This window comes from Halomonas sp., assembly GCF_052095765.1.
Taxonomy (GTDB): domain Bacteria; phylum Pseudomonadota; class Gammaproteobacteria; order Pseudomonadales; family Halomonadaceae; genus Halomonas.
In genome coordinates, this window is record NZ_JBQDJZ010000003.1 from 1 (window position 1) to 11683 (window position 11683).

Genomic DNA, 11683 nt, shown 5'->3' on the forward strand with positions numbered 1-11683 from the left:
TTATTCGTGATTATTCGTACGTTTCGTAAATAACCCATCAGCAGTTGCGCACTTAACGAGCTTGCTTGAGCCAACCCAGACCTTCCTCGGTGCTGGCTGCCGGCTTGTATTCACAGCCAATCCAGCCGTCGTAGCCCAGCCCATCGAGGTGGGCAAACAAGAAGGGATAGTTGATCTCGCCAGTGCCCGGCTCGTGACGCCCCGGGGTGTCGGCCAGCTGCACGTGAGCAATGCGACCCAGATGCTTTTCAATGGTCGGCGCCAGATCACCTTCCATAATCTGCATGTGATAGATGTCGTACTGCAGCTTGAGGTTGTCGCTGCCGACGTCATCAAAAACCTCCAGCGCCTGCTCGGTACGATTTAGGAAGAAGCCTGGAATATCCCGGGTATTGATCGGCTCAGCGATCAGCAGAATGCCTGCCGCTTTGAGCTTGTCAGCGGCAAAGCGCAGGTTTTCGACCAACGTTTTGCGTGCTTCATCATCGCTAACACCTTTCGGCTTGATGCCAGCCAGGCAGTTGACCTGCGAGTTGCCCAACACCTTGGCATACTCGATGGCCTTGTCGACACCGGCACGAAACTCGTCAACGCGATCCGGATGACAGCCAATACCGCGCTCGCCGGCGCCCCAATCGCCTGCTGGCAGGTTAAACAGCACCTGCTCCAGGCCATTGTTGTTGAGGCGCTGCTTGATCTCGGCAGCCTCAAAATCGTAGGGAAAAAGATACTCGACGCCCTGAAAGCCGGCTTTCGCAGCCGCCTCAAAACGGTCAAGGAAATCGACCTCGTTGAACAGCATACTGAGGTTGGCAGCAAACTTCGGCATATCAACTCTCCTGTTGTAATAAATGTGACTTGAATACTGGCGACACTCTGCAGCGGCAATCAGCGCTGACTTTCAAAAACACAGAGTGCCACCTTTACTGGGTCAGCGTCGCGAACCGGATCAGGTCAGGCTCGCGATCGAGGTCGGGGCATCTGTCTCATTCTCAGCCAGTGCCTCGAACTCATTGACGGTGGTCAGATCCTTTCCGCTCATGGAGATGTTGGTCACCCGCTCAAGGATAACCTCAACCACTACCGGCACTTTGAACTCGTCTTTCAGCTGCTTGGCTTTTTCCAGTGCCGGACCGATTTCACTCGGGTCGGTCACGCGGATGGCCTTACAGCCTAGGCCTTCAACAACCGACACGTGATCAACACCATAGCCGTTGATTTCCGGGCAATTGACGTTTTCAAACGCCAGCTGAACCTGGTAATCCATGTCGAAGCCACGCTGGGCCTGACGGATCAGTCCCAGGTAAGAGTTGTTCACCACCACATGAATATACGGCAGGTTGAACTGTGCACCCACCGCCAGCTCCTCGATCATGAACTGGAAATCGTAGTCGCCGGACAGCGCGACAATTTCAGTGGTCGGGTCAGCGCGACGCACACCCAAGGCCGCTGAAATCGTCCAGCCCAGCGGCCCGGCTTGGCCGCAGTTGATCCAGTGGCGCGGCTTGTAAACGTGCAGGAACTGGGCGCCGGCAATTTGTGACAGACCGATGGCCGTGACGTAGCGAGTGTCCTTGCCAAACGCCTTGTTCATTTCCTGGTAAACACGCTGGGGCTTGATCGGCGTTTCGTTAAAGTCGGTCTTACGCAGCATGGTGGTGTTGCGCTTACGCTCATGACATTCCTCTGCCCAAGCGCTGCGGTCTTTCAGCTTACCTTCAGCCTTCCACTCTTTAGCGACGTCAATAAACAGCCCCAGTGCCGCCTTGGCGTCGGAAACGATGCCGTAATCTGGACCGAAGATGCGCCCGATCTGGGTCGGCTCGATGTCAACGTGAACGAACTTTCGGCCTTGGGTGTAACTATCCACATCGCCGGTATGACGATTGGCCCAGCGGTTACCGATACCCATGACAAAGTCGGATGCCATCATGGTCGCATTGCCGTAACGGTGCGACGTTTGCAAACCGACCATGCCCGCCATTAGCTTGTGATCGTCCGGAATGGTGCCCCAGCCCATCAGCGTCGGGATGACCGGCACCCCGGTCAGCTCGGCAAACTCGGTAAGCAGGTCGCTGGCATCAGCGTTAATGATGCCACCGCCAGCCACCAACAACGGTCTGTCAGATTCGTTAAGCAGGTTCATGGCTTTTTCGATCTGCGCACGGCTGGCGCTCGGCTTATAGGCCGGCAGCGGCTCATAGGTATCCGGATCGAACTCGATCTCGGTCATCTGCACGTCAATGGGCAGGTCAATCAACACGGGGCCGGGGCGCGAGCTGCGCATCAGCTGGAAGGCTTTCTGGAAAGCGCGCGGCACCTGGGCAGGCTCAAGCACGGTAATCGCCCACTTGGTGACAGGACCGGCAATCGCCTGGATATCAACTGCCTGAAAGTCTTCCTTGTGCAGCTTGGCAACCGGCGCTTGGCCAGTGATGCACAGGATCGGAATGGAGTCGGCAGACGCCGAGTAAAGGCCGGTAATCATGTCGGTACCGGCAGGACCGGAGGTGCCGATGCAGACTCCGATGTTACCAGGCTCGGTGCGGGTATAACCCTCAGCCATGTGCGAGGCTCCTTCCACGTGGCGAGCCAGCACATGATCCACACCACCAACACTGCGCATTGCGGAATAGAACGGATTAATAGCAGCACCGGGCACCCCAAAGGCAACGTCAATACCTTCTTTCTTGAGCACGTGTACGGCGGCTTGGGCAGCGGTCATGCGAGCCATGTCGAGATCCTCTTGTGGTGTTTTGTTTTTGTGGAAATCAATTCCATGAACAAAACATAACCAAGTCACCCACCACCGTCAAGCGAATTTGGAAAATCATTCCAAAATAATTACGGCGCAAAAAAAAGCCGACCGGCTCATGCCGGTCGGACAGGAAAAAACTGCAAAAAAACTAGAGTGCAGCCAAGGCTAATCCTGATTCCAATCAGCGCCCCCTGTTACTGTAAGGCAGCGCCATATGGCGGTTGACGTCCTTATACAGCAGGTAGCGGAACGGCCCGGGGCCTCCGGCGTAACAGGCCTGGGGGCAGAATGCGCGCAGCCACATGTAGTCACCCGCTTCGACCTCGACCCACTGCTGGTTGAGGTGATAGACCGCTTTACCTTCCAGCACGTAGAGGCCGTGCTCCATCACGTGTGTCTCGTCGAAAGGAATCACGCCGCCGGGCTGGAAAGTCACGATATTGACGTGCATGTCGTGGCGCACATCGTTGGGGTCTACAAAACGCGTCGTCTTCCACACTTCGTTGCAGTCTGGCATCACCGCCGGCTCGATGTCGTTCTCATTGGTGACGAAGGCCTCAGGCACATCAATGCCATCGACGTACTCATACGCCTTGCGCACCCAATGGAAACGCACCGGCGCATCAGAGACGTTGCGCAATGTCCAGTCACTGCCGGGCGGGATGAAAGCGTAACCGCCGGCGGTCATGTGGTGGGCCTTGCCCGCCAGGGTCAACTGCATTTCCCCTTCCACCACGAACAGCACGCCTTCGGCACCGGGATCAGATTCGGGACGATCACTGCCGCCACCCGGCGACACCTCCATGATGTATTGTGAAAATGTCTCGGCGAATCCGGACAGCGGGCGCGACAGAACCCACAAGCGGGTGTTTTCCCAGTGCGGCAGATTACTGGTGACGATATCGCCGAACACACCTTTCGGAATGACCGCAAAGGCTTCGGTAAACATGGCCCGGTCAGTGGTCATGACCTTCTGGCCCGGATGACCGCCCTTAGGGGAGTAGTAAGTATGCTTTGTCATGACATGTCCTCTTGTTCGCTGTTGTTTTCTATCAACCATTCACTATAAATCGTTCGCGGCAATGCGATATCGCAACGACGTCTCAAGCCAAGGTCACGCGGATATCAATGGGATATTCTTCGCAGTTGTTGCCGTCACCGCCGCGATCCACCACCAAAAACTCGCCTTCGCGCTCCAGCACCGACTGGATGGCATGCCAGGTGCCAGGGCGATAGTTGACGCCCTGACGGCCATCGGTCACGAAAGCCCGCACGCTGTCAGGGTCGATGCTTTCGCCGGGCGGCGCCACCACCACAATGAAGCGCTCTTCATGCATCGGCACAAAGGCCTGACTGCCCAGCGGATGACGCTCAAGCAGGGGCAGCACCAGCGGCACCTCCACTGGCTGACTGACAAAGATGCTAACCAGGGTGCGGGCGTTATCACCCAGCGTCTCGACCCGCGCCAGGTCGTGATGACGCTGGGTGCGCCCAGCATTGATCGGAAAGTGATCCGACGTGCGCGAATCAATGACATCGCCAAAAGGCGCAAAGGCCTCGGCGGTAAGGGGCTGTGCGATAAGTTCCAGCATGATCTTTCCTCAAAAAAACACGATCCGTACGATAAAGGCCCGAGACATTGGCTCATTACTCAGAGCTCATGTATCAGAGCTCATATATCAAAGCTCAGGGTGCCGGGTGGTGCTCGGCCCAGTGACGCGCGATATCGACACGGCGCGTGATCCACACCCGATCATGCGCTTCGATATGATCGAGAAAACGCTGCAGCCCCCGAAACCGGCCTGGACGACCCAACAGGCGGCAGTGCATGCCGACCGAGAGCATCTTGGGCGACTCCTCACCCTCGGCGTAGAGCACATCGAAGGCATCACGCAAGTAGGTGAAGAAGTGATCGGCGGTATTGAACCCTTGCGGAGCAGCAAAGCGCATGTCGTTGCTGTCCAGGGTATAAGGCACAATCAGATGCGAGTGCTGCTTGCCTGAACTGTCGGCTTCCTGGGTCCAGAATGGCAGATCATCGCCATAGTTGTCGCTGTCGTAGAGGAAGCCCCCCTCGTCCAGCACCAACCGGCGCGTGTTGGGACTGTCCCGGCCGGTATACCAGCCTTGCGGACGCTCGCCGTAGAGCCGCTCAAAGATTTCGATACCCTTGCGCATGTGCTCACGTTCGACCGCCTCGGGCACGTTTTGATAGTGGATCCAGCGATAGCCGTGACAGGCGATCTCGTGGCCCAGCTCCTTGAATGCCTGGGCCACTTCGGGGTTGCGCTCGAGCGCCATGGCCACGCCAAACACGGTCAACGGCAAACCACGACGCTCGAACTCGCGTAGGATTCGCCACACGCCGGCTCGGGAACCATACTCGTAGATAGACTCCAGGCTCAGATGCCGATCCGGATAGCTGTCTGCGCCAATGATCTCAGAAAGGAACTGCTCAGACCCTGCATCGCCATGCAATACGCAGTTCTCACCGCCTTCTTCATAGTTGAGCACGAACTGAACAGCAATTTTGGCCTTGCCGGGCCAGTTGGCATGCGGCGGCGTAGGTCCGTAACCAATCAGGTCGCGGGGATAATGAGAAGTGGGTGATGCACTCATAATGAACTCCTGAACGGATTGCCGTGATGATCCCGGCTTGCCGGGTCCAGCGATATTTTTTGGGTAAGGCGCAAGAGGCAGCAAACCACGTGGTGTCAAATCGGCGTCATACGACTAAAGAACAACACCCTTTTTTTGTGGTTGACTGTACCTATCATCTCTCCGCCTATGTATACAAAGACAAAATAGAGTGTATCCAGCGTTTCATCAAGCGCCCCTGAGTCTCCAGAATCTTCTAAAGCACAATCAGCAGGTTTTTTTAAAAACTCTCCCAGCAGACGATTTATCAGAGGTATTCGCCAGCGCACTCTAAAACACCCGATGACTCCCAATGACTCGAACCAATCCGGGCAAAACTGTATTAGCTATCAAAGGCTCCTTCAGGGTGAACACCTGGGAAACACACCATAATTGTATACAAAGAAAACATCAAAATCGATACAATATCGTGAGATAAAACACGTAACAGCACTTCAGAAAAAGCAATAATACCCGCCCTTCAGGCAGCCAACCCATGATTAATTATTTTATTTTACAGAGGTAAGCCGCCTGGATCAGTACTTCCTAGGTTGCAGCAGCTTCGTGAAGCAATTAACTTGTGTACAAAGCATAACCACTTAGTTCACAAGAGCAATCACCCATGCGCATTCACCTGGTCAATCCCAACACCACCCAAAGTATGACCGACACCATTGGCGAAGCCGGCAAAGCGATTGCCGCTACTGGTACCCAGATCAGCGCCTCGAACCCGACGAGCGGCCCGATTTCCATCGAAGGACACTTCGATGAAGCCATCAGTGCCGTCGGCGTCGTCGAAGAGATCCTGCGACTGGATCGAGAAACGCAAATAGACGCCTACGTTATCGCCTGCTTCGGTGACCCGGGGCTGCTAGCAGCACGCGAAGCCACCAGCGCACCAGTGATCGGCATCGCTGAAGCGGCCTTCCACATGGCAACGCTGATCGCCACACGTTTTTCGGTGGTCACGACCCTCTCTCGCACCGGCATCATTGCTGAACACCTGCTCGAACAGTATGGCTTTCGCCATCACTGCCGCCGAGTACGTGCCGCCGAAATTCCGGTGCTGGACCTTGAGGAAGACAGCGACCGTGCACTTGAAAAGATCATCGCGGAGTGCCGTCTCGCCCGCGACGAAGACGGCATCGGCGCCATCGTGTTGGGCTGTGGCGGAATGGCGGATCTGACTGAAACCATCAGCTATGAAGTCGGCCTGCCCGTCGTCGAAGGAGTCACCGCCGCCGTAAAACTGGCCGAGGCACTGGCCGGACTGGGGCTAAAAACCAGCAAAGTGGGCGATCTGGCCTACCCTCGCCCCAAAACTTTCACCGGTAACTTTTCCCACCTCTCAGGTCTCGATCTGGACCGCCGCTGACGTCAAACGGCGTTGTGACGTTCCTTGATCAGCCATAACAACCACAAACTCAAGAGGCCACTATGACCACACCAACCTCAAACCCCACCGAGGCCAGCAATACTGGTCAGCATCAGCAGGCGCCAGCCACCAAGAGTGCCGGGGATGAATCCCTGGCTCCCCAAGAAACCCGTATCATGGGACGCTTTTCCTACCTGTTGGCCTGGTTTGGCGGCTGTGTTTCCATTGGCACATTTACCATGGGGTCCAGCGTCGTAGGCACCCTGAACCTGCTCCAAGCCACAGTCGCAATCGCCATTGGCTGTTTTGTGATCGGTATTGCACTGTCGCTGAACGGTGCGGCTGGCTACAAATACGGCATCCCGTTCATGGTACAGGCGCGCAGCGCCTTCGGCTTCAGCGGCTCGCGGATACCAGGGCTGGTGCGCGCACTCCCCGCTATTGTGTGGTTTGGCTTTCAAAGCTGGATCGGTGCTGGGGCGCTCAATATGGTGTCGGAAACGCTATTTGGTTACGACAATTTGGTGGCATTTTTCATTGGCTTCCAACTCTTGCAACTCGCGCTGTCATACTTCGGCTTCCAGGGCATTAAATGGCTGGAAAACTTCGGTAGCGGCTTCATCCTGCTATCGCTGGTCTATATGTTTTACAGCACTGTCCAGCGTTACGGCGACGTGCTCTCGACTAACCTGTTCACCATGGAAGGCTCCTGGGGGGTGCCGTTCTGGGGCGCCACCATGCTGTTCCTGGGAATTTATTCGACGATGATCCTCAACGTCAGCGACTATGGCCGCGAGCTCAAGAAAGGCACTGGCCCGGGGCTTCTGACGACAATCTACGCGATGTCAATCCTGCCCTGCACCTTGTTCATGGGCCTGATCGGCTACATGGTTTCCGAGGCCACTGGCGTAGCCGATCCGATCAAGGTATTTGCCAATGCCGTGGACAATACACCACTGCTGATGACCACGCTGCTGTTCATTGCTTTCGCTCAGGTCACCACCAACGTATTAAATAACGTGGTACCACCTACCTATGTGTTGATGGATGTGTTTAAGCTGAGCTTCCGCAAGTCGGTCACTATTGTCTGCCTGCTGCCCTTTGCCACCTTCCCGTGGGAGCTAGTCAAGGATGAGTCCGCCGCCGGTTTGCAGCTGTTCGTACAGACCTATTCAGCGTTCTTGGGCCCAATCTTTGCAGTAATGGTGGTTGATTACTTTCTCATTCGTCGCCGCACCCTAAATCTGGAGCAGCTATATGATGAAAACGGCCCCTATCGTGGCTTCAATCCAGCCGCATTAATCGCAACCGTTATTGGCATAGCAGCCGCGCTATCGTTCTCACAGATCTCCTGGTATGCAAGTCTGATACCCGCGGGCCTGGTCTATCTGCTGCTGATGCGCCACTGGGCACCCTGCCAACGCTTTAGCAACTAAGCCTAACGGCAGCTGTAATGAGCGGTTTTTTCTGGAAACGTAACGAACAACACCTCGTGTCATTCGACACGAGGTGTTGTTCTATTTACTTACCGGCCCGTTTCAACAGCCCAAACACGATTAAGCCATCCCGAGCGTTAGCCTGCAAAAACCTGATACAGGTCCGGCAACTCATCCTCATCTTCGCGAATCGATAGTGAGGCCTCTATCGCCTTCAAATGGTTTCCCATAAATATCTGTGCCTTATCGCCCTCCCGGTTCTCGAGCAGGCCAATTAGGTCATCATGATCGTGAGACTCACAACCAAGGTGGCCGGCATTGCCGTATACCGCCAGAATCAGGGAGGAGCGCGAGCACAACCCTTCGACAAAATTACTCAGCACCGCATTTCCTGAGATACTCGCCAAACGTCCATGGAACTCGGCTGACAGCTTGATGGCAGCGCTTCGTTCTCCGCTGCGCAGTGCTTCGCGCTCACGCTGGGCAATATCACGCAGCACCTTGATGTCATCTCTGCTCGCCCGCCGGGCAACGTTAAGCATCAAACCGCACTCAATCATCTGACGGGCTTCGAACACATCCCGCGCCTCATCAGCGGTGGGCCGGGTCACACTGGCGCCTCGCCTCGGTGTCAATGTGACCAGCTGCTCTAACGCCAGGCGCTGGAGAATCTTGCGGATGCCGGTTCGGCTAACCCCAAACACGTCGGCCAGCGCATCTTCACGCAGCCGTGCACCCGGCTTGAGGCGATGTTCAATGATGGCGTCGCTGATCGAGAGATAGATCGCCTCATGGCGCTTGGCGCCGTCGCCATCTTTGCCCATGCCACTGCCTGCGCGGGACTTGCGTTCGGTCACGACCTGACGCTGATTCATTATTCTGTCGCCTCCTGAAACCTTGTATTACGATTATTGTATACGTATTGCGAGGAGATATACGATATTCGCCCACCAAAAGGTGGGCGATATACTTGAAAAATCAGCTTAACGTTACATTTACCACTGCGCGATGCTTTTACGCTCTTCCTCCGTCATCTGGGTAATGTTACCCAACGGCATATAACCACTGCCCACAACATCCTTGATCTGGGGAATCTGGCGCTGTATGGATTCGTGGCTGTCCAAGACGATTCCCGCTGGTGCAGCCGCAAAGGCTGCATGTGTCGGCTTTTCTGCATGGCAGCTGGCACAGCGCTCTTGAATAATCCCTTCATTGGCACTGAGAGCCGGCGCACCAGCCACTTCAGCAGTCTCGCCTGCACCGCCCAGTGCCGCCGTGTCTTCAGGCGCCGTCTTGCTGGGCGCACCCATCCAGACCGCCACCAGAATCAATGCCACACCAGCGGCCGGATAGGCAGGCCTGATGTAACCGGCATGCATCAGCACGAAGAACTGACGGATCAGGGCACCAGCAAAGATGAACAGCACCATCAGCACCCAGGACAGCTCATGGGAGAAGATGAACGAGTAGTGGGTGCTGAGCATCAGCAGCACGACCGGCAGCGTGAAGTAGGTGTTGTGAACAGAGCGCTGCTTGCCGCGTTTGCCGTCGATCGGATTGGGCTTGTCACCCGCCTTCATGGCTTTCACCATGCGGCGCTGACCCGGAATAATCCAGAAGAACACGTTGGCAGACATGGCCGTTGCCATGACAGCACCGGTCAGCAGGAAGGCAGCACGTCCCGGGAAAATGTGGGTGCTGAGATAGGCAAAAACCACCATCATGACGGCAACAGCAATACTCAGGATACCGTCACGCTCCATGTTGGGGCTGATACGCTTACACAGCTCGTTGTACACAACCCAGCCTGCCGCAAGAAACGCCAACGCCACCAGACTTGCTTGCCAAGAGGTAAGGCCAGCCACCCAGGCCCAGTCACTGCCAGGATTCACCAGGTAGATACCCGAATTGGATACATACAGCAGCAGGAACAGACCGAAACCTGATAACCAGGTGGTGTAGGCTTTCCAGAACGACCAATGAAGGTCATCCGGCAGTTTTTCAGGTGCACTGGCGTATTTCTGATTGTGGTAAAAACCACCGCCATGAACAGCCCACATTTCTCCGAAAACACCTTTTTTCTTGTCTTCTTCGGCTTTGGGGGGCCGAAGACCGTTATCCAGCATGACGAAGTAGATTGACTCGCCAATCCAGGCGATAGCCGCGATCACGTGCAACCACCTCAACAGGAGGTTGGCAAATTCCAGCAGGTAGGCTTGCATGGGTCAGGTCTCTTGTTGTTTGTAAGTAGTCAGCTCTGCTTCAGTCTCTGCATGAGCTGACTGACATGCCGTTACTTAGTCGCGACATCAGCTCAATCAGCTACCGCGGTAGGTTGAATAACTGTAAGGCGACACCAACAGCGGCACATGATAGTGCTCACCAGCATCAGACACGCCAAAGCGCAGCGGGATCACATCAAGAAAGCGCGGCTCATCAGCCTTGAAACCATTAGCCCGCAAGTAGTCTCCGGCATGAAACACCAACTCATACTCGCCGACTGTGAAGTCACTACCTTCCAGAATCGGTGAGTCACAGCGCCCGTCGCTATTGGTGACAACCTCAGCAAGCTTCTGGCGACTTTCATCTTTCACGCGATACAGTTCAATACGGATTCCCTCACCTGGGCATCCAAGAGCGGTATCAAGTACGTGGGTAGTCAAGCGTCCCATGTATACTCTCCTTATTATGTTTGTTTCGACATTGGTGTTGGTTGGTGGAGTATTCACAAAGCAAGCATAGCTTGTCATGAGACCCACCTCCACCCATGAATACATTTTTATCTGTTTCGGAGTACATTTCAAATCATTTTATGTATACAGTTAGTCGTACACCTGATTCCCAGCATGGAGCAGCATAATGACAACCAGTATCCTGACACCTCGCCCCAGCCAGATGGACAAGGCCACCTTCGTCGCCAACTTTGGTGAAATCTATGAGCATTCGCCCTGGGTAGCCGAACTGGCGTGGGAGCGTGGCTTGGAGGAAAAACACGACCAGCCGGCTGAACTGGCTCAGCTGATGGGCGACGTTCTTTCCAGCGCCTCACCGGAACGCCAACTTGAAGTGGTTCGTGCTCACCCGGACCTCGCCGGCAAAGCAGCGATTGCCGGCGACCTCACTGACGACTCGACCCGCGAGCAGGCCGGCGCAGGCCTTGACGAGTGCACACCAGAAGAAATGGCACGCTTTGAGCACCTCAACAATGCCTATAAAGAGCGTTTCGACTTCCCTTTTGTAATGGCGGTAAAAGGCAGTAACCGGCACATCATTCTTGAGGCGTTCGAAACACGCCTGAAAAACGACCCGGTTCAGGAGCGCCACACCGTGATCGAGCAGATCAACCGTATTGCCCTGTTCCGCCTGGAAGCCCGTGCTGCCAGCGAGAGCTGATCCTCCTCGGATACTCAGCGGCACACAAATACGCCCCAGCCTTGAATGGCCGGGGCGTATTTTTAGCTGTTGTTTTCAGCGCGG

Annotated in this window: 11 protein-coding genes; 3 read left to right on the plus strand and 8 right to left on the minus strand. The window is 55.4% G+C overall.

The features are described from left to right. Positions 1 to 52 precede the first annotated feature (52 nt). From hyi to puuE, 5 genes are all read right to left on the minus strand, one after another. Positions 53 to 829 (minus strand): hydroxypyruvate isomerase, encoded by a 777-nt coding sequence (gene hyi, locus ACTH3D_RS00785; RefSeq protein WP_441664252.1) that lies wholly within the window; start codon positions 827 to 829, stop codon positions 53 to 55. A 120-nt stretch (positions 830 to 949) separates the two neighbouring features. Further along, positions 950 to 2734 (minus strand): glyoxylate carboligase, encoded by a 1785-nt coding sequence (gcl, locus tag ACTH3D_RS00790; protein ID WP_441664254.1) that lies wholly within the window; start codon positions 2732 to 2734, stop codon positions 950 to 952. Positions 2735 to 2939: 205 nt separating this feature from the next. After that, entirely contained in the window at positions 2940 to 3779 is an 840-nt protein-coding gene (locus tag ACTH3D_RS00795) for a bifunctional allantoicase/(S)-ureidoglycine aminohydrolase (RefSeq protein WP_441664256.1), read from the minus strand. Positions 3780 to 3861: 82 nt separating this feature from the next. Further along, positions 3862 to 4350 (minus strand): ureidoglycolate lyase, encoded by a 489-nt coding sequence (locus ACTH3D_RS00800; protein ID WP_441664258.1) that lies wholly within the window; start codon positions 4348 to 4350, stop codon positions 3862 to 3864. Between the two features lie 94 nt (positions 4351 to 4444). Continuing rightward, positions 4445 to 5377, minus strand: coding sequence for an allantoinase PuuE (gene puuE, locus ACTH3D_RS00805; protein ID WP_441664260.1), 933 nt, complete (start codon positions 5375 to 5377; stop codon positions 4445 to 4447). A 640-nt stretch (positions 5378 to 6017) separates the two neighbouring features. Here puuE and ACTH3D_RS00810 point away from each other — a divergent pair. Both ACTH3D_RS00810 and ACTH3D_RS00815 read left to right on the plus strand, forming a co-directional pair. Continuing rightward, positions 6018 to 6770: an aspartate/glutamate racemase family protein gene (locus ACTH3D_RS00810; protein ID WP_441664262.1), complete on the plus strand. Its 753-nt coding sequence runs from the start codon at positions 6018 to 6020 to the stop codon at positions 6768 to 6770. Between the two features lie 62 nt (positions 6771 to 6832). Further along, positions 6833 to 8206 (plus strand): NCS1 family transporter, encoded by a 1374-nt coding sequence (locus ACTH3D_RS00815; RefSeq protein WP_441664264.1) that lies wholly within the window; start codon positions 6833 to 6835, stop codon positions 8204 to 8206. Positions 8207 to 8343: 137 nt separating this feature from the next. On the opposite strand, the gene ACTH3D_RS00820 is transcribed toward ACTH3D_RS00815, so the two are convergent. The 3 genes from ACTH3D_RS00820 to uraH form a co-directional block, all read right to left on the minus strand. Next, entirely contained in the window at positions 8344 to 9081 is a 738-nt protein-coding gene (locus ACTH3D_RS00820) for a GntR family transcriptional regulator (RefSeq protein ID WP_441664266.1), read from the minus strand. Positions 9082 to 9201: 120 nt separating this feature from the next. Beyond that, positions 9202 to 10428, minus strand: a complete 1227-nt coding sequence (locus ACTH3D_RS00825) for a urate hydroxylase PuuD (protein WP_441664268.1) — start codon at positions 10426 to 10428, stop codon at positions 9202 to 9204. A 96-nt stretch (positions 10429 to 10524) separates the two neighbouring features. After that, positions 10525 to 10878, minus strand: a complete 354-nt coding sequence (gene uraH / locus ACTH3D_RS00830; RefSeq protein WP_441664270.1) for a hydroxyisourate hydrolase — start codon at positions 10876 to 10878, stop codon at positions 10525 to 10527. A 187-nt stretch (positions 10879 to 11065) separates the two neighbouring features. Here uraH and uraD point away from each other — a divergent pair, with 187 nt between their 5' ends. Then, positions 11066 to 11599, plus strand: coding sequence for a 2-oxo-4-hydroxy-4-carboxy-5-ureidoimidazoline decarboxylase (gene uraD / locus ACTH3D_RS00835; RefSeq protein ID WP_441664272.1), 534 nt, complete (start codon positions 11066 to 11068; stop codon positions 11597 to 11599). Positions 11600 to 11683: the final 84 nt, after the last annotated feature.

Bases quoted from the DNA above. Each gene is read 5' to 3' on its own strand.
- ACTH3D_RS00825 (WP_441664268.1), bottom strand. From the start codon at position 10,428: ATGCAAGCCTACCTGCTGGAATTTGCCAACCTCCTGTTGAGGTGGTTG.
- ACTH3D_RS00810 (WP_441664262.1), top strand. From the start codon at position 6,018: ATGCGCATTCACCTGGTCAATCCCAACACCACCCAAAGTATGACCGAC.
- ACTH3D_RS00820 (WP_441664266.1), bottom strand. From the start codon at position 9,081: ATGAATCAGCGTCAGGTCGTGACCGAACGCAAGTCCCGCGCAGGCAGT.
- ACTH3D_RS00800 (WP_441664258.1), bottom strand. From the start codon at position 4,350: ATGCTGGAACTTATCGCACAGCCCCTTACCGCCGAGGCCTTTGCGCCT.
- hyi (WP_441664252.1), bottom strand. From the start codon at position 829: ATGCCGAAGTTTGCTGCCAACCTCAGTATGCTGTTCAACGAGGTCGAT.
- gcl (WP_441664254.1), bottom strand. From the start codon at position 2,734: ATGGCTCGCATGACCGCTGCCCAAGCCGCCGTACACGTGCTCAAGAAA.
- uraH (WP_441664270.1), bottom strand. From the start codon at position 10,878: ATGGGACGCTTGACTACCCACGTACTTGATACCGCTCTTGGATGCCCA.
- uraD (WP_441664272.1), top strand. From the start codon at position 11,066: ATGACAACCAGTATCCTGACACCTCGCCCCAGCCAGATGGACAAGGCC.
- ACTH3D_RS00815 (WP_441664264.1), top strand. From the start codon at position 6,833: ATGACCACACCAACCTCAAACCCCACCGAGGCCAGCAATACTGGTCAG.
- ACTH3D_RS00795 (WP_441664256.1), bottom strand. From the start codon at position 3,779: ATGACAAAGCATACTTACTACTCCCCTAAGGGCGGTCATCCGGGCCAG.
- puuE (WP_441664260.1), bottom strand. From the start codon at position 5,377: ATGAGTGCATCACCCACTTCTCATTATCCCCGCGACCTGATTGGTTAC.